Here is an 18186-nt window from a genome sequence, read left to right as displayed (position 1 = left end):
ATTCCGGAAAGTCCAGTCCCAAATTTATTTTTCAAAGATCAACTGGAAATTTTGAAGGCGGCCGCCAGTCCCCTAGGGGACTGGAAGTAAACTCAAAACTGCCTTCAAGAAATACTATATGAGGAGGAATGAATAATGAAAAAAGTGTCCGTATTGATTGTAATTATCGTCGTACTTTGTACGACTATGGCAAGCGCTGCTTCGGCGGCTCAAAGCAATATTCAACGAGTTGGCAAAGCCGACATTGAAGTATTGATTGACGGCCGGAAAATTTCGTTCCCCGACGCGAGGCCTTTTGCGGATGCCAATAACCGAGTGCTGATTCCGATTCGTTTTATCGCCGAAGGATTGGGCGCGAAGGTCGATTGGGTTGGCGGCGGGGCTCAAACGGTTAAAATCTCGCTCGGCGACAAGTTCATACAGCTGACGGTAGGCCATGCGAAAGCGCTCGTCAACAACGCGGAAAAAACATTCGATACGAAAGCGATCACCAAAAGCGATCGTACCTTCGTGCCGCTGCGTTTTGTGAGCGAAGCGTTAGGGCAACCCGTAGAGTGGGACAGCGTAAGCAGTTGGGTCTGGGTTGGCGAGAAGAAGATTTATACGCCGGAAGAGTTGGGGTTGGAGCCGGAAAGTATTGAGAAGTATGAGGAGTTATATCGGGGACGGGATCATTTGTTAAAAGATATGTACGGTCAAAATTTCGAAACCTTTCAAGTGATTACAAAAGATCAATTGCCTATTAAAATTGGTGATGTCGTTATTTACGATATATGGCTTGCCAAGGACAACAAAAATAATTTGGGCGTTCAAATCAGACGCGCGAAACCCTCATTCAACATTTATTATGTTACTAACAATTCCAAGCCACGTTACAGAAACGCTATTAATAAAAGCCTAGAAGTTAAACATAACGACGAAACAATTACAAGTGATTATAAGCTGAAAAGTCAAGTCGATGAACTTGATATTAACGATCAATATTATAATGATTTTAAGGTAAGTGACATTGAATATATCTGCTTTAGACTTGATTTCAACTCGATTGTGGCGTTGAAAAATCCGTTTTAATAAGGGTGAGAATAAATGCAAAAGAGAATGTTAATTGCAGTGCTAACGATTCTAATCTTAGTCGCTAGTACCTTTATTCTCACCAATAAATCTTATGCAGGAGCGCTTCCTTCCACCCCAGACCCTACCGATGAAAACAAGCATTATTTCGTAGGTTTAGGTTATTATGATGTTTGGAAAGACAGTGGGGGAAAATGGACAAATGAAGTTGCGCCAGGTATGACGGTAGATTGGAATAACTATACCTATGCATTCGACTTTCCCAAGCGTAAAATTTTAGATGTAACTGTCGCAGCTTTCTATGTTGATATGCCGATCGGAAGTGACCCGGCCCATTTGATTTCGGGAAGGGAATTGTTTAAAAGTTCCCGATACGGCGAAGGATATGAAATCTATCAGGATTACATTACTGATAAAACATTTCAAGCAAGACTGGAAACGTTGAACGGAAAAAACACGGATTCCGTTTCCGGAAATGTATGGTTGAGTGGAACGTTATCTTCGCCTAGTAAATTAGATTTAACCGAAGGTGGTGACTTTTCCAAGGGAGTCGAAGGCTACCGTTACTATTTCCCGATCCTCTATACGATCACCCTAGAACCCCTCGAAGGACAAGCCATCATTAAACATTTCACTAAAGACGGGCGCAGCTTGGACGGTATAGACGGTTTTCGCGATTATACGAGAAAGTTAGTTAAAGGCGAGCCTTATTATTTCGAACACGCGCCCGAAACAAGCAAATATAAATACGTGGGATACAAAAAAAGCACGAAGGAGCCGCCAACGCCGGGGGGGACACCGCAAAAAGGCAATCCGGATCGGTTCCAATACGACGGATCGTTTAAAACATATTACGCTTATTTTTATTACGATCCGGTCAATGAAGGGGAATGCCCCGGAGGCAATTGCGAACCTCCGCCGCCTGCCGGAAGGTGCAGCGAATCGCCAAGCACTTCCATACCCGACTCAGTAATGGACCCGCAGTCAACCGGAACGATTAAAGCCGATAGTGTATTTGACGTTTTGCAAGGGATTCCTACTTCAGAATCGCTTAACGTACGTGTTCATGCGCTGGAGTACCTGTACATGAACAAATTTACTAAAATGGTCGGGCAATGCACATATCAGCTTACTGTTACGAAAACATATAATTTAGAGTGGGAGGAAGAGGTGGATGACGGAGTAGATGAAGAAGGCAGTCCGAAGACAAAATGGGAAACCAAGACCAGAGATGAAACGGTAACGAAGTCTTATACAATTAAACGCGATTTTTCATACTGGCAAATCGATAATCTGGAAGTCTATAAAATCGACAAGTCAATCGTTAATAACTACGCTCTACCAAGTGGAAGTGTCACGTTAACGCCTACCGGGTACCAACCTCCTACAGTAGAAACGAAACATTCCACCGGGTACGCAAACCATATCAAGCAGCCGACTGTTAATAATGTTGATTTGGGATCCGAGACGGTTTACGGTGACACTGCTCCGGACGAGGATTTTACCAGTGAGGCAGAATCCGCTGTTGAACCAATTCGAGTGAAAAACGACTACTTATGTTTTCGATCCGATGTGATAATGAGTGATACTGAAACGATCGAAAACGGGCCGGATCCGGGAAAAATTCCAGCTCCGCGGCCGATTGAACCAAACGTACTTTTCGGAAGCGGGTACATGATTGACAGCAACAAAGTGAATATGGATAAAACGCCAAGCGATGGGACGATATTCTATGTGATCCTGCCTGGAAATATCAATGGCGGCTCAAATCAAAATTTTCCGGTAAAAAACATTAATCCCGTCACCGTTCACACTCCTGTCGTCAATTACTCCAGCGCCTCCGACGACCGGGAGCATAATCAGAAGACGATTCCTAATTTTCAGCGAATGTCGTTTATTCTCGACAGGCCTTTTACCGTTACGATTCCGACAAGCGGCCGGCATGTCGACTACCCCGGCTACGGCAACCGCGATTACGCCAAATACGTTCGTACCAAGCAAGTAGCCTTTCCTTTCGATGTGTACCATGCGGACCGGACCGTATTGTATCCGAAGGGAACTTGGATCGACATCCCCGTGGTCCAATTGACGGCTGCATTTTATTTGCCGGTGTGGGTGGACGAGGGAAATTACGAAATTCGCTTCCGTACCATAGCCGAAAACGCGCCTTCGCCGTTTACATCCGAGACGAACGCCAACACGAATTTGCGGCATCATACGGCCGAAATGGAAATCCCGGTTGAAGTGATCGGCCGCGTGTACGATTTTCGCATTACGGATATTGCCGATTATCGTTGGGAAACGGTATTTCGAACGCAGCCGGGAAGCGTGCAACATACGGGCAACTATTATTGGGCCGGGGATCGAAATATCGACGGTTACCCCCGGGGCAACCGGACGCCGTTTACGCTCCCGATCCGTTTGGGAAGCCACCCGGATGCCGGGGCGAGGAATATATCCGTCAAAACGGGGTATCATTTCAAATTCGACCTCAAAACGAAGGGGAATATGTTCGGGCCGGCCGACGGCATCCGGATCAAGCCGGATTTCTACTTTGCGAGCAAGGACGGCAAACAAAGACAGGCGGTCGATTTGTACTACCATAGCAATGAGAAAAAGTTTATACGGATCGGGTCCCACGAGGATAAAGAAAAGCGATACGTTATTTTAAACGCAAGGTTGCGAAACGTGCCGGAGCGGGAGCTGACAGATACGGCGCAATTTCTTTACGATGCCGAGTACGCGCCGAACTCGCCGAATCCCGTCAGCCGCGAGCAATATGTGCGGGAATATATCAGCAACGCGTCGGACAAAACATGGGTCGGCACCTACGATTGGTTCATATTGCCGCAGTCGCTTCGCACCTTCGTCGGGAATCCGAATATACCCGGCAATGCGACGGCCACTCCGCAGCGCGCTCTAGCCGCCGATCAGAAATGGTACGGGGAATACAGCATCCCTGCCGCCGTGTATGTCGTGCCGAAAGGAACGAATTTGGCGGAATACGGCCGTACGAACCGGTTGAACGACAAATCGCCGATCTTTCTCAAAAACGGATACATCATCGTCAATTTCAATATCGAAACGATCCGCAATAAGGATGTCGCCAATCCGCATCTGCAATATATTCACGCGCCTGCAATGGCGCCTTATCCGCACCGGAACCAATGGGGATTGGAAGGCTTCCGCCGAACGATCGCCGATTCGTACGGTAATTCGTTTCAATTGACGGATGGGGATGTCATATTTTATCATGGGGATCAATCCAGTTACGACGATTTCGGTTCGATGGGAACCCATTGATGTGGAGGGTGTGAAATGACTTTATCCCGCGATGAAATACATAATAGAATAAAAATATTGCAAAAGAAATGCGCCGAAGCTTCGATGGACGGTTGCATCATTACGCAAAATGTGGATTTATACTATTTTACAGGTTCGATGCAAACCGGCTATTTATTCATTCCCGCCGAGGGCGAATCGGTTTATTATGTCCGCCGCAGCGTAGTGCGTGCGGAACAAGAATCCCATGTGGAGACGGCGCCGCTCGGATCGCTGCGCCAATTCGGCCAAACGCTGGCCGAACGTTTCCCGCAAGTGTTCGGGCGGCCCCAACCTACGGTGGCGGCGGAATTTGACGTCATGCCGGTGCAAATGTACCACAGGCTGCGCGATTTGCTGCCGGAAGTGAAGTGGGTGGACGGCTCCGCGATCATCCGCGAAACGCGCATGATCAAATCGGCTTATGAAGTTTCCGTATTGAAGGAAGCGGCGCGTATCGCCGATCTCGTCTTGCAGGATGCGGCCGCTTACGTGCGTCCCGGCATGACGGAGCTTGAACTGATGAGCCGCATCGAGTTTATGTTCCGCAACAACGGGCATCTTGGCATGATTCGTTTGCGGGGATACAACCAAGAGGTGATTACCGGCATGGTCGGCTCGGGTGCAGCCGCAGCCGAACCGACGTATTTCGACGGCCCGGCCGGCGGACGGGGGCTGAGCGCCGCGGGCCCGCAAAGCTCAAGCCGCAAAGCGATCGAGCGTGGTGAACCGATTCTCGTCGATATCGGCTGCTGCATCGACGGGTATGTGACCGATCAGACCAGAACGTTCGTAATCGGCGAACTAGAACCCGATCTGCGGCGGGCCTACGACGTTGCCGAATCGATTCTTCGCGCGACGGAAAAGCTGTTGCGGCCGGGTACGTCTTGCGAGCGGATCTACGCCCAAGCGCTCGAAATGGCGAAGGAAGCCGGACTTGCCGCGCACTTTATGGGATACGGGGCCGACCAAGTGAAGTTTCTCGGCCATGGCATCGGCCTCGAAATCGACGAACTGCCCGTGCTGGCCAAAGGATTTGCCTATCCGCTCGAGCCCGGCATGGCGATCGCGATCGAGCCGAAATTCACGTTCCCCGGCCGCGGCATCGTCGGGCTGGAAAACGTGTATTTGATAACGGAGCAAGGATACGATAAGCTTACCGTTTCCCGCGAGGGCGTTGTTCATGTGGAGTGGGACGGCTGAACCCGAAAGTCCTGATTTATCCCGGACTCGGAATACGCATTTCTGCCGGAGAAGGAAGGTCCGCCTGCAAGGGCCAAACGTTTGAAATCGGCTAACCGCCAAGGACGCGCCAGGCGTTTTCCTTGCCTCAATGCCTCGATGTGGCCGACCGACCGCCGACATGCAGCGAAACACCGCGCGCTGGGAGCTGCGCGCGATGCGAGACGGCAGGCTGCTCCTGGCGTTGGCCGATCCGCTGTTCCCGCCCGAATTGGACATTGCTATCATTTTTTAGTAGGATATAGGATAAAAGATAGACAGCTAGTCAGCTAGGGGGAATAAGCGATGCATCGTTTAGGGGAAAAAATTATTATCGTCGCTGACCGATTCGAACAAAATCTCCCCGTCGGGGAGTACGGGTATATTATTGCATACGACCGCAATGCGGATAATGCGTTTGACTATGTCGTCCGCGTTCCGAAGGCGAACCGCAATTTCGCCGTCCCGGCTTCGGATATCGCGCCGGAGGCGGAGTTGCTGCAGCAGGAAGTCGACCGGATTGAACGGGAAGCGTTGATCGATTATGCGCTTGCGACGCGTAACGAGAATCTTTTTATGCGAATTGTAAACGGACAATTGCATGCCGACGAACAACCGGAGGAAGAATCGGCGCAAGAGCCGATGACGACGAAAGAATTCATCAAACAAGTCAATCTGCGCGCCTGGATTTAATAGAACGCGCAGTGCCTGAACGAGCCCGGGGTGACGAAAGCCTCGGGTTTTTGCATGTTTTTCAACTTGATAATTGAGTAACAAAAACAACTAGGCTATACTTATAAAATGAGAATTGGACATTAAGGAGGAACGAGCGGATGAGCATTGCCGTACAAGATGTCGAGCACGTGGCCAAGCTGGCGCGGCTTGATTTGAGCGAGGAAGAGAAAACGAAATTTACGGAACAGCTGAATGCCATTTTAAAATATGCGGAAAAGTTGAACGAACTGGATACGGACGATGTGGCGCCAACGAGCCATGTATTGCCGATCGCAAACGTTATGCGCGAAGACGAGGTTCGTCCTTCTTTGCCGATAGAGAAAGTATTGCTGAATGCGCCGGATGAGGAAGACGGGCAAATCAAGGTGCCGGCCGTTTTGGAATAGTAAATGAAGCATCGCTTACAAAACTTTTAGGAGGAACGAACGTTGTCACTTTTCGATTTGCGATTACAAGAAATTCACGATAAGCTGAGCCGGAAAGAACTGTCCGTTTCCGATTTGGTCGATCAGGCGTATAAGCGGATCGGCGAAACGGAAGAGCGGGTTAAGGCTTATTTGACATTAGATGAAGAAGGAGCGCGCGCCCAAGCGAAGGCTTTGGACGAGCAATTGGCCAAAGGCGGAGAACGCGGCTTGCTGTTCGGGCTGCCCGCAGGCCTCAAAGACAATATTGTAACGGAAGGATTGCGCACGACTTGCGCGAGCCAATTTCTATCCAACTACGATCCGGTCTACGATGCGACCGTTGTGAAGAAATTAAAAGCGGCACAATCCGTGACGATCGGCAAATTGAACATGGACGAGTTCGCAATGGGGGGCTCCAACGAAAATTCGAGCTTCTATCCGACGCGGAATCCGTGGAATTTGGATTATGTCCCCGGCGGTTCCAGCGGCGGGTCGGCTGCGGCGGTCGCGGCGGGCGAAGCTTATTTCGCGCTCGGTTCCGATACGGGAGGATCGATCCGCCAGCCTGCGTCGTATTGCGGCGTTGTCGGGTTAAAACCGACGTACGGCCGCGTCTCGCGCTTCGGCTTAGTCGCGTTCGCCTCGTCGCTGGACCAAATCGGTCCGATTACGAAAAACGTCGAGGACTCCGCCTACGTGCTGCAAGCGATTGCCGGCTACGACGCCATGGATTCCACATCGGCGAATGTGGACGTGCCGGACTATATGGCCGCATTGACGGGCGATGTCAAAGGGTTGCGCATCGGCGTACCGAAGGAATATTTCGGAGATGGCATCGATCCGAAAGTGAAAGATTCGGTGCTTACCGCTTTGAAAGTGCTTGAAAGTTTCGGAGCGACGTGGGAAGAAGTATCTCTCCCTCATACCGATTATGCGATCGCAGCCTATTATTTGCTTGCGTCTTCGGAAGCTTCTTCCAATTTGGCGCGATTCGACGGCGTGCGGTACGGCGTACGCGCCGACGACCCGGACAATCTGATCGATCTGTACCATAAATCGAGAAGCCAAGGTTTCGGTCCGGAAGTGAAGCGCCGCATCATGCTCGGAACGTACGCGCTCAGTTCGGGATATTACGACGCTTATTACGTCAAGGCGCAAAAAGTGCGCACCCTCGTGAAACAGGATTTCGATAAAGTTTTTGCCGATTTCGACGTCATTATCGGTCCGACGGCGCCGACGACGGCATTTCCGATCGGTTCCCAGGTGAACGATCCGCTGGCGATGTATATGAATGACATTATTACCATTCCGGTCAGCTTGTCCGGCGTGCCGGCCATTAGCGTGCCGTGCGGATTCGCGGACGGATTGCCGGTCGGCATGCAAATTATCGGCAAAGCGTTTGACGAAGCGACGGTGCTGCGTGTGGCACACGCATTTGAACAGCATACGGATCATCACAAAGCGCGCCCGCGGTTATAGAACGTTAGCAACGTTGCACGTTAACGCTTATTTCATAAAGTTTGCAGGAGGTTATCCATGTCTACCCCAAAATACGAAACGGTAATCGGTTTGGAGGTCCACGTCGAGCTGCATACGAAATCGAAAATATTTTGCGGCTGCTCGACGGAGTTCGGCGCTCCCCCGAATACGCATACATGCCCGATTTGCTTGGGACATCCCGGCGTGCTGCCGGTACTGAACCGCCAAGCGGTGGATTACGCCATGAAAGCCGCGATGGCGCTTAATTGCACGATTGCGGACGAGAGCAAATTCGACCGTAAAAACTATTTCTATCCCGATTCGCCGAAAGCTTACCAAATTTCGCAGTACGATAAACCGATCGGCGAGAACGGTTGGATCGATATCGAAGTGAACGGCGAAACGAAACGGATCGGCATTACGCGTCTCCATTTGGAAGAAGACGCCGGCAAGCTGACCCATGTCGACGGCGGATACGCATCGCTCGTCGACTTTAACCGCGTCGGAACGCCGCTGGTGGAGATCGTCTCCGAACCGGATTTGCGTTCGCCGGAAGAAGCGCGCGCTTATCTTGAGAAATTAAAGGCGATCATGCAATATTGCGACGTATCGGACGTAAAGATGGAAGAAGGCAGTTTGCGTTGCGACGCCAATATTAGCTTGCGACCGTACGGACAACAGGAGTTCGGGACGAAGACGGAATTGAAGAACATGAACTCGTTCCGCGGCGTGCAAAAAGGACTTGAGTACGAAGAATGGCGCCAGGCGGAAGTGCTTGACGAAGGCGGCGTGATTGTACAGGAAACGAGACGCTGGGACGAGGCGCAAGGCAAGACGCTGACCATGCGCAGCAAGGAGGAAGCGCATGACTACCGATATTTTCCGGATCCGGACCTGGTCATGCTTCATATCGACGACGAATGGAAAGCACGGATCCGGGCGAGCATTCCGGAATTGCCGGATGCGCGCAAAGCGCGGTATACGTCGGATTACGGCTTGCCCAGCTACGACGCCGAAGTGATCACGTCCTCGATGGCTCTCGCCGACTTCTTCGAAGAAAGCTTGCAATATACGAAAGACGCGAAAGCCGTATCCAACTGGATTATGGGCGATTTGCTCGGATACTTGAACGCGAACAATTTGGAAATGGCGGACGTGAAAGTGACAGGCAAAGGTTTGGGCGAAATGATCGGATTAATCGAGAAGGGGACGATCAGCAGTAAAATCGCCAAGACCGTGTTTAAAGAAATGCTGGAAACCGGCAAAGCGCCGCAAGCGATCGTCGAGGAGAAGGGGCTTGTGCAAATCAGCGACGAAGGGGCGATTAAAGCGATCGTGGACAAAGTCGTCGACGCGAACCCGCAGTCGGTTGAAGATTACAAGGCCGGCAAAGAGAAAGCGATCGGCTTCCTGGTCGGACAAGTGATGAAAGAATCGAGAGGCAAAGCGAATCCGGCGCTCGTCAATCAGCTGCTGCTGGAACGTTTGAAGGGATAAAAGAATGACGCATACGCGAGATACGAACCAAGAGCTATTTCCGATCAAGCGGCTCGATTTATCGGATGAAGGCACGGTAGAGGAAATATGGAGACTGCAGCATGCATCCTACCCGATCGAGGCCGAATTGATCGGCTTCGACCGGATCCCGCCGTTGATGGATACGCTCCGCTCGCTGCGGGAATGCGGCGAACAATTTTACGGTTATTTCGTGGAAGATGAGCTGGCCGGCGCCATTTCCACCGAGTCCGAGCAGCCCGGCGAGCTCACGATATGCCGCATGATGGTGCATCCGCGTTTTTTCCGCAGAGGCATCGCCGGGAGTTTGGTAGACTATGTATTGAACGGCAATCCGGAGGTTAAGACGTTTATCGTATCGACAGGCTTGCGGAATACGCCCGCCGTCAATCTGTACGAGAAAAAAGGCTTTGTGCAGTCGAGCGTGCAAGAAGTGGCCCCTAACGTACCGCTCGCCACATTTCATAAAAAAGCGTAGAGGACTGTCAGCGGAAACGGAGGAATAGGATTGAGCAATCCTTGGTTCATTGACAATGTTCACATATTGATGCGCCTGCTCATTGCGATGCTGCTCGGCGGATTGATCGGGTTCGAACGGGAACATAACAATCACGCCGCCGGGCTGCGCACGCATATTCTGGTCTGTTTGGGCTCGGCGCTCATTATGCTCTTATCCATTTACGGTTTTTCGGCATTTGTTGATGAAATTAACGTTCGCGTCGATCCGGCCCGCTTGGCGACCGCGGTCATTACCGGGATCGGTTTTCTCGGCGCGGGAACGATTCTGTTTACCGGCAAATCGATCACAGGATTGACGACGGCGGCTTCGTTATGGGTTGTCGCCGCGATCGGCTTAGCCATCGGCGCTGGTTTTTATTTTGCGGCGGTCGTTTCGACCGTGCTCGTGCTATTGAACCTTTGGGTTCTTAACAAAATCGAACAGCGTTTTCTTGGAGGGAAAAAGGTGCAATTGCTGACGGTTCGCGCGTTCGGCAAGCACGATTTGCTCGATCATGTTTCCGCCAAGCTGACGGCCCAAGGAATCACGGTCAGAAAAATGACTTTGCTTGAAAACCGAAAACCGCTCGAGAACGAACTCGATTTGCATATGGAGCTTCAACTCCATATCGTCGTGCCGAAGCCGATCGAGCCGCCGGCCATCATGTCCGAGATCAAATCGATTGACGGCGTGTTCGGCGTCTCGATCGAGTGAGCGGATTTTTCGCCGATGTGCAAAACCTTCCTTACCTAGGGAGGTTTTTTTTGGTGTATTATAATTTTGAAGGGTTTATCCGAATATGAACGTCTAATCTTTATGAAATCCGATGGAGGCAGGTGAAACGATGGAGCAATTGACGGACGAACAATTAATAGAGAACATCCGTCAAGGCGAACATGAGGCATACCGATACATTATCGAACGTCATAAAAATTATGTTTTCACCTTGATCTATCGTGAAATCGGCCATCGGGAAACGGCGGAAGATTTGGCGCAGGACGTGTTTGTGAAAATGTATCGCGCATTATCCACGTTCCGCGGCGACGCCCAATTCAAAACCTGGCTCTACCGATTGACATTGAACTGCGTCATAGATTACCGCCGATCGCAAAAACGAAAGCCTTTGGAGTCGGTCATCGATACGATCCGTTCGTGGTTCGCCGATCGTACGGATGAACCGGAAAACCGGTTAATGACGAAAGAAGATCAGCATGAAGTGTGGGAAATTCTGGCCATGCTTCCGTATAAATACCGTATTGCGCTGGAACTGTTTCATTTGCGGCAATGCTCCTATCAAGAGATCGCCGCAATTTTGGATATTCCGCCGAAAACGGTGGAAACGCGGCTTTACCGGGCCAAGCAGAAGTTTAAACAAAAATGGCTGGAGGTGCATCCTCATGAGACGATCTCACAACGATCAATCCAAAGCGACGCCCATAAATCGTCGGTATGAACAAGATTCGTTCTCGCGGCAAATCGACCGGATGCTCGATCGGTTGCCGATAGCGGAGCCGTCCCCTTATTTTACGGACAACGTGATGCGGCGCGCAGCGCTGCAATCCGATGCAGAAGGACAACCGTCAGGACCGTTTCATTTCGCCCGGATACAGCGGAATGTATTGTTCCATTTCGCGATTGCCAGTGCGGCAACGTATTTCTTTATTTCCGTCGGAATCTTTAAGCCGTTGTTTTATCCGGATCCGTCGCATTGGGGCGTAGAATTGCAAACGACCGTGCACGATACGGTTCAGTATGTAATGAAATATTTAACGAAAGGATAGGGAATGCCAGATGATGAACAAAGACGACAAACAAAACAATTTCACGAACGACCCTTTTCTGGACGAAAGAATAAGAAATATGAGGCAAACGCCCCCTCCCCCGCCTCCGCCGGGTTTTAACGGTTACGGTCCCGGCCACTATCCGTATGCAAACAATGTATCCAAAAAAAGCAAATTTGTAGCGGGATTGTTCGCCTTTTTTTTCCCGGGCTTAGGTCACTTTTACTTAGGTTTGATGCAAAGAGGACTTTCCTTCATGCTGCTGCTTGCTCTGGATATTATGGCCATCGTATACTTTTCGTCCTCGGGACTTGAAGTGAATATTCCGCTGATCGTGCTCTTGTCGCTTCTTATTCCAGGCATCTATTTTTACAATTTGTTCGATGCGCTGCAATGTACGGACCGCATTAACGTCCGCCGAATGTACGGGTATATACCCGACGAACTGGGAGGAGCTTCGCCGACTTGGGACAAAGCGATCGGTTCTTCTTTTCTTAAGGGCAACGGTCTCGGATTGCTGCTCATCATGTTCGGCGTGTTCGTCATATTGTTCAGCATTAACCCGAGCTGGCTGCGAGCGTTGTTTCAATACGGAGGCTCGTATTTAGCGGCCATTATTTTAATTGTGGTAGGCGGAGCGATCCTGTTCCGGGAATCGAAAAAAAATAAGCCGCCCGGCCGATAAGTCGATAGATCGAAAGGATGGATGCGAATGGTCAAGGTCGGAAGATATACGGCGGCTTTGCTGCTGTTATCCGTAGGCGGATTGCTGATATGGGATCAGGCGACCGGAAGCGGGTCCATTCGGTTGTTATTGCAGTGGTGGCCGGTTCTCTTTATACTGTGGGGCTTGGAGTTCATCGTTCTGAACTTCCTCTATCGCGACGGGAAGAAGTTTCGTCTCGATTTCGCCGGCGTATTCGTCGCCGTCTTGATTTCGGGCATCGTATTCGGCGTCACTCAACCCTCTTATTTGAAGGAACTATGGCATACTATCGATTTTTCGGATGCGGGCAATTACAGCGAACAATCCGGAACGCGTATCGACAAGGATGCTGAGTTCGTGCAGCTTGACCCGGGGACGCAGCGGCTTGTCGTCAATAACCCGAATGGAAGCGTCGTCCTTCGGAAAGGGCCGGCCGTGGACCGCATTGCCGTTGATACGGTAATGTGGATCGACGCGGTAAGCGAGAAGGAAGCCCGGAATATCGCGGAACAATCCGAATTGAAGGTCAACCTGGGCCAGACCGTTTCGCTGACGGCAAACGGCCAAACATACGGCGCGAGCGGCAAAAGAAAGCCGAGGATGAATTTCGTCATTACGTTGCCGGAGCATCGCGAACTGGATGTGGAATTGAAACTGATCAACGGGGATATCGAGGCGGAAGACATTCCGATTCGGGATGAGCTCAAATTAAGTACGAGCAACGGGCAAGTGAAAGTCGCGAATGCCGACGGCGATGTCGTTGCCAATACGTTGAACGGCGCCATCGAAATTCGCCATACGGACGGGAATGTTCGAGCCGAGACGAAAAACGGGAATATTACGCTTGAGGGAGCCGAACGAAACGTCGATCTCGAAACGTTGAACGGAGACATCGAAGTTCGGTCCGTTCATGTCGGAGGGGATTGGAACCTTTATACCGCCATTGGCGATATTCTCGTTGCGCTGCCGGAGGAAGGCGATTATACCGTTGACGGTTCCAATACGTTCGGGTCGATCGCATCCGAGTTGCCGCTCGAGATCAACGAGAATAGGATTTCCGGAATGGTCGGAGCGGGCACGCATTCGATCCGGCTGGAGACTATCAAAGATATCCAGGTGAAAAAGAATTGAAATCGCGGACGGCGCACGTTACAATTGATGTATGGCATCGATGGATGCCAATCGAATGATTTTCTGATTTGTGCGGAAAAGAGAAGAGGCGGTGTACCATGAAATCGCGAGTCCAATATGCATTGGAACAGCTTAAAGATATGGGTGTTCGCGTCACGCCGCAGCGCCATGCGATTTTGACATATTTGCTGGATAGCCATACGCATCCCACTGCGGATGAGATCTACCGTGCACTTTCGCCGAAGTTTGTCAGCATGAGCGTTGCTACGGTATATAACAATTTAAAATTATTTATCGAAGCCGGCTTGGTTAGAGAATTGACTTATGGAGACGATTCCAGCCGGTTTGACGCGGATTTGTCCGATCACTATCATGCGATCTGCGAACAATGCGGCAAGATTGTCGATTTCGACTATCCGAAGCTGAGCGATGTCGAACAGACGGCAGCCCAAGCTTCAGGCTTTGTCGTACGCGGCCATCGCATGGAAGTTTACGGGATATGTAAGTCGTGTTCTTCGAAATAGCGGAAGGGGCCAGATTCGTTGGAGAGCAGAAGATACCGACACCATCATCGTAAGGGCATGCGTAGGCGATGGTGGTTTTTTATTTTTATGTTAACTTGTGTCGCAGTTATTGGTTCTTATATCATTGTGCAAAACGTATTGCCCAATTCCGAGCATGTGGAGCCCGATTTCGGCGGTTTGGCAAAACCTATCTTTATCAACGGGGAAATGTTCGAGTTGCCGGCCGAAGGGACGAAGGAAGGGCTGAAGCTTCCGCTGCCGTTCGTGCAGCAATATATCGATCCTAACGTCCGTTATGAGGAAACGTCCCAATCGATTATTTTAACAACGAAAGACAAATTAATTCATTTCAAAACCGATCAACTGACCGGCAGTGTGAACAGCAAGCCGATTCAACTGCATTTTGCCGCCGAGAAGGTGGACGGAGTTCTCTACTTGCCGATCGATCCTTTGAAAGAGCTGTATGGAGTGGAAATTCAAGAACATGCCGAGACAGGCGCCGTCATCTTGAATAAAGCCGGAGATACGGTGAGGATGGGCGAAGTTCCTTCAAATCCGAAGAAGCCGGACAAAACGGCGGCTTTGCGGACAGGACCGACAAAGCATGCCCCGATATTGGCGGATGTCGGCCAAGGTTCGAAGCTTCGAATTTGGCATGAAGTTGAAGATTGGTATGAAGCGCAATTGGATAACGGCGTCGTCGGTTTTATCCGGCAAAAAGATGTCGAGTTGAAAGGAACGATTACGCTTGCTCCTATGCAGGAAGCTTCCGAAACGATCGAGTTGCAGGAGCCTGTGCATATGATTTGGGAAGCCGTTTATAACAAAAATCCGGATCCCGGCAAATTCGCTCCGATGCCCGGCGTGAATGTCGTTAGCCCTACCTGGTTCAGCCTTCTGGACGGGGAAGGCAATGTGAAGAACAAGGCGGATCCGAGTTATGTGCGCTGGGCCCATAACAACAATATGCAAGTGTGGGCGTTGTTCAGCAACAGTTTCGAGCCGGAGATGACGACGTCCGCGCTCGCTTCGTTCGACAATCGATTTCGAATAATACAACAATTGCTGTCATTTGCGAAAATGTACAAGCTTGACGGCTTTAATATCGACTTTGAGAATGTGCATACGAAAGATAAAGACAATTTGACGCAATTTATGCGGGAATTGACGCCGATGATGCATGAGCAAGGCTTGGTCGTTTCGATCGACGTGACGCCGAAGTCGAACAGCGAGATGTGGTCCGTATTCTTAGATCGCAAGGCGCTAGGGGAAATCGTCGATTTTATGATGGTCATGGCTTACGACGAGCATTGGGCTTCAAGCCCTAAGGCGGGTTCGGTCGCATCATTGCCTTGGGTTGAGCGTTCGATTCGCCGCATCATCGACGAAGATCGCGTGCCGCCGAATAAACTGCTGCTGGGCATGCCCTTTTATACCCGTATTTGGACGGAAAAGGCGGAAAAAGGAAAGATGAAAGTGACTTCCAAAGCCGTCGGCATGAAAACTGTACAGGATTTAATTCAAAATAATAAACTGACGCCTGTCTTCGATTCAAAGTCAGGGCAAAATTACGTCGAATACAAAGAAAACGGAGCGACGATCAAAATATGGATCGAGGATGAAGTTTCGGTGAAAGCCCGTTTGGATTTGGCGAGAAAATTGAAATTGGCCGGTACGGCCATATGGACCCGAAGCTTTGCATCCGACGATATATGGGACATTATTGCGGCTCATTAATACAAGAAGACCTTTGCCAACTACGTATAGTTTCGGCAAAGGTCTTCTTCATTACCCGTATTGCAAATATGAAATGAATGGGAGCCGCCTTACGATTTGAGCGGAAGCGCGTCGTCCTGTCCAGTACCCCGGCCGTCGCCGTCGCCATCGCTTGTAGAATCTTCGCCGGTGTCTGTGGCAAGCGCCGGATCCAAAGTCAGTATCGTTTTGCAAAACATGCATCGGTCGGTCTTGCCCAGCATTTTGGTCGTTCGGTGACATTCGGGACATTGCAAAATGACGGCGCTCGTAGACAGCATGCCGGCCCAGAAGTAAATGCCGACACTGCCAAGCATGGATATCATGCCGATGACCATAAAAATGGCGGCGAACACTTTCCCGGACTGTCCCCATAAAATGATGCCCGCCGTCCCCAATATCATCAATCCCATTCCAATTAAGGTAAGCAGCAATCCCCACAATCGAAATTCGTTGATTTTGCTTGATTTAAAAAACATATCCGCGTTCTCCTTTGGCAATCTGTAATTTTCAACCATGATTAAGTTTGATGCATAATGCAGGAAGATGAGATAGTCGTGTAGAAATATATTATAGCGTACTAGCTTTGCAATCGCCAAGAGAGGTAAGGTGAAAAAGCGTGAAACTGATCCAAAAAACGTCGCTGTCGGAGTATCTTTCCGGATCGAACGCAATGAGCGCAATCGCAATCGAAGATACGGAAACGTTAGCGCACCGTGCGTTCATTGACGGCTTCGATCTGCTTGTTATGACCGTATGCGACGTTTCCGAACATTTCATTGAAACGGTTCATGTGATTGACGGCACGACGAACGTGCAGGTGCTGCGAGTCAGCCCAACCAGTTTGGAACGATGGATTATCGCCGGCGAGAATCGCAATATTATTCAATGGTTGATCCAAGGTGAAATATGGTGGGATCGCGACGGGTATTTGGCGCAGCTCCGCGAATCGGTCGTCCGGTTTGACAATCCGCTGCGGGAACAGAGAATGTTTGCGGAATTTGCCCTTTTCCTCCGTACCTATATGCATGCGAAACAATATTTGCAGGACGGGCACGCGCTTGACGCTTACCACCGCATTATGGAGGCGTTGCAACATTGGGCGGGCATTGCCGTCATCGAGCAAGGGGCCCATCCGGAGGTGACGGTTTGGAATCAGGTTCGCGATATTAATGTAGGCATATATAAATTATATGAAGAATTAACGGTTAGTCAGGAAACGGTGGAGCAACGAGTTCAGCTCGTTTTGCTCGCATGCGAATTTTCCGTCATGTCCAAAATGAAGGAATGCTGCTCGCTGCTGCTCCGGATTTTATCGAGCCGCCCGGACCCATGGAGCATTCGCGAATTGATGGAGCATCCCGAATTGTTCCATGTGCGGAACAATTTATCTTTAGTCTTGCAAATGCTGGTCAAGAAAGGCTGGGTCCATGAAGTTGCCGTGCTTCAAGATTCGAAGGACGGGTACGACGCGCTGCCATTTACGGAAATTCGATATATATAGGCGCCGGCGCAATGAACGGCGGGCTGCGCCGGTGCGCGTATTAGAATTGTAACATTTTGTATGGAAGAATATAACGTTTAGTTGTTGACTTCGTTTGCGGTTCTGTGATAAATTAGATTTCGCCGCTCAGATAGGAGCAATGGAAGTAGCGAATCAGAAGCGTTATGTAAGACGCTAAAATCTACTTCGAAAAAAATGCTTGACTTAAGTAATGGCGATATGATATATTATAAAAGTCGCCGCTGAAACGGCGGGGCGCAAAAGAAAGCAACAAATAAAGCACTAGATTTGTTCTTTGAAAACTGAACAACGAGCGAATTAAGCAACAATAAATGAGAACGACAAGTTCTCGTCAGCAACGAAAATTGAGCTATTCGGCTCTTTCATTTTGATTTTCTTATTCTTAAGAAAATCTTTCATGGAGAGTTTGATCCTGGCTCAGGACGAACGCTGGCGGCGTGCCTAATACATGCAAGTCGAGCGGAGTTCGTTTTGTAGCTTGCTACGAAGCGAACTTAGCGGCGGACGGGTGAGTAA

Annotated in this window: 17 protein-coding genes and 1 rRNA gene; 17 read left to right on the top strand and 1 reads right to left on the bottom strand. The window is 50.0% G+C overall.

Annotated features, from left to right (window positions below; all coding sequences use genetic code 11):
* The first annotated feature begins 135 nt into the window (after nucleotides 1–135).
* The 15 genes from KQI79_RS25955 (at nucleotide 136) to KQI79_RS25885 (ending at nucleotide 16127) form a co-directional block, all read left to right on the top strand.
* Nucleotides 136–1071, top strand: a complete 936-nt coding sequence (locus KQI79_RS25955) for a copper amine oxidase N-terminal domain-containing protein (protein WP_216541245.1) — start codon at nucleotides 136–138, stop codon at nucleotides 1069–1071.
* 354 nt (nucleotides 1072–1425) lie between these two features.
* On the top strand, nucleotides 1426–4374 hold the full coding sequence (locus KQI79_RS25950) for a DUF5704 domain-containing protein (RefSeq protein WP_253298418.1): 2949 nt from the start codon (nucleotides 1426–1428) through the stop codon (nucleotides 4372–4374).
* Between the two features lie 15 nt (nucleotides 4375–4389).
* Complete coding sequence (locus KQI79_RS25945; RefSeq protein ID WP_216541243.1) at nucleotides 4390–5595, top strand: M24 family metallopeptidase; 1206 nt, start codon at nucleotides 4390–4392, stop codon at nucleotides 5593–5595.
* Nucleotides 5596–5919: 324 nt separating this feature from the next.
* On the top strand, nucleotides 5920–6306 hold the full coding sequence (locus KQI79_RS25940; protein ID WP_216541242.1) for an ATPase: 387 nt from the start codon (nucleotides 5920–5922) through the stop codon (nucleotides 6304–6306).
* Between the two features lie 140 nt (nucleotides 6307–6446).
* Nucleotides 6447–6734, top strand: a complete 288-nt coding sequence (gene gatC, locus KQI79_RS25935; RefSeq protein ID WP_216541241.1) for an Asp-tRNA(Asn)/Glu-tRNA(Gln) amidotransferase subunit GatC — start codon at nucleotides 6447–6449, stop codon at nucleotides 6732–6734.
* Nucleotides 6735–6776: 42 nt separating this feature from the next.
* Entirely contained in the window at nucleotides 6777–8234 is a 1458-nt protein-coding gene (gatA, locus tag KQI79_RS25930) for an Asp-tRNA(Asn)/Glu-tRNA(Gln) amidotransferase subunit GatA (RefSeq protein WP_216541240.1), read from the top strand.
* 57 nt (nucleotides 8235–8291) lie between these two features.
* Entirely contained in the window at nucleotides 8292–9731 is a 1440-nt protein-coding gene (gene gatB / locus KQI79_RS25925; protein WP_216541239.1) for an Asp-tRNA(Asn)/Glu-tRNA(Gln) amidotransferase subunit GatB, read from the top strand.
* A 4-nt stretch (nucleotides 9732–9735) separates the two neighbouring features.
* The gene (locus KQI79_RS25920; RefSeq protein ID WP_216541238.1) at nucleotides 9736–10227 is read left to right on the top strand and encodes a GNAT family N-acetyltransferase; all 492 of its coding nucleotides are present in this window, start codon (nucleotides 9736–9738) and stop codon (nucleotides 10225–10227) included.
* Nucleotides 10228–10257: 30 nt separating this feature from the next.
* Entirely contained in the window at nucleotides 10258–10962 is a 705-nt protein-coding gene (locus KQI79_RS25915) for an MgtC/SapB family protein (RefSeq protein ID WP_216541237.1), read from the top strand.
* A 130-nt stretch (nucleotides 10963–11092) separates the two neighbouring features.
* Nucleotides 11093–11701, top strand: a complete 609-nt coding sequence (locus KQI79_RS25910) for an RNA polymerase sigma factor (protein ID WP_216541236.1) — start codon at nucleotides 11093–11095, stop codon at nucleotides 11699–11701.
* Nucleotides 11646–12029, top strand: coding sequence for a hypothetical protein (locus KQI79_RS25905; protein ID WP_216541235.1), 384 nt, complete (start codon nucleotides 11646–11648; stop codon nucleotides 12027–12029). The genes KQI79_RS25910 and KQI79_RS25905 overlap by 56 nt, the downstream gene beginning before the upstream one ends.
* 10 nt (nucleotides 12030–12039) lie before the next feature.
* Entirely contained in the window at nucleotides 12040–12714 is a 675-nt protein-coding gene (locus KQI79_RS25900) for a TM2 domain-containing protein (protein ID WP_216541234.1), read from the top strand.
* Between the two features lie 27 nt (nucleotides 12715–12741).
* Nucleotides 12742–13866, top strand: coding sequence for a DUF4097 family beta strand repeat-containing protein (locus tag KQI79_RS25895; protein WP_216541233.1), 1125 nt, complete (start codon nucleotides 12742–12744; stop codon nucleotides 13864–13866).
* Between the two features lie 98 nt (nucleotides 13867–13964).
* Entirely contained in the window at nucleotides 13965–14390 is a 426-nt protein-coding gene (gene perR, locus KQI79_RS25890) for a peroxide-responsive transcriptional repressor PerR (RefSeq protein WP_216541232.1), read from the top strand.
* A 177-nt stretch (nucleotides 14391–14567) separates the two neighbouring features.
* Nucleotides 14568–16127 carry a glycosyl hydrolase family 18 protein gene (locus KQI79_RS25885; protein WP_367398244.1) on the top strand — a complete coding sequence of 520 codons (1560 nt, stop codon included), beginning with the start codon at nucleotides 14568–14570 and terminating at the stop codon, nucleotides 16125–16127.
* 89 nt (nucleotides 16128–16216) lie between these two features.
* On the opposite strand, the gene KQI79_RS25880 is transcribed toward KQI79_RS25885, so the two are convergent.
* On the bottom strand, nucleotides 16217–16624 hold the full coding sequence (locus KQI79_RS25880; protein WP_216541231.1) for a YgzB family protein: 408 nt from the start codon (nucleotides 16622–16624) through the stop codon (nucleotides 16217–16219).
* Between the two features lie 140 nt (nucleotides 16625–16764).
* Here KQI79_RS25880 and KQI79_RS25875 point away from each other — a divergent pair, with 140 nt between their 5' ends.
* Nucleotides 16765–17649: a nucleotidyltransferase-like protein gene (locus KQI79_RS25875; protein WP_216541230.1), complete on the top strand. Its 885-nt coding sequence runs from the start codon at nucleotides 16765–16767 to the stop codon at nucleotides 17647–17649.
* A gap of 415 nt (nucleotides 17650–18064) precedes the next feature.
* Nucleotides 18065–18186 (top strand): 16S ribosomal RNA (locus KQI79_RS25870); the annotation flags it as partial.

It is taken from the genome of Paenibacillus sp. MSJ-34, assembly GCF_018918005.1.
Lineage (GTDB): Bacteria > Bacillota > Bacilli > Paenibacillales > Paenibacillaceae > MSJ-34.
The sequence above is the reverse complement of the archived record's forward strand: the minus strand, read 5'-3'. Positions and strand labels throughout refer to the sequence as shown.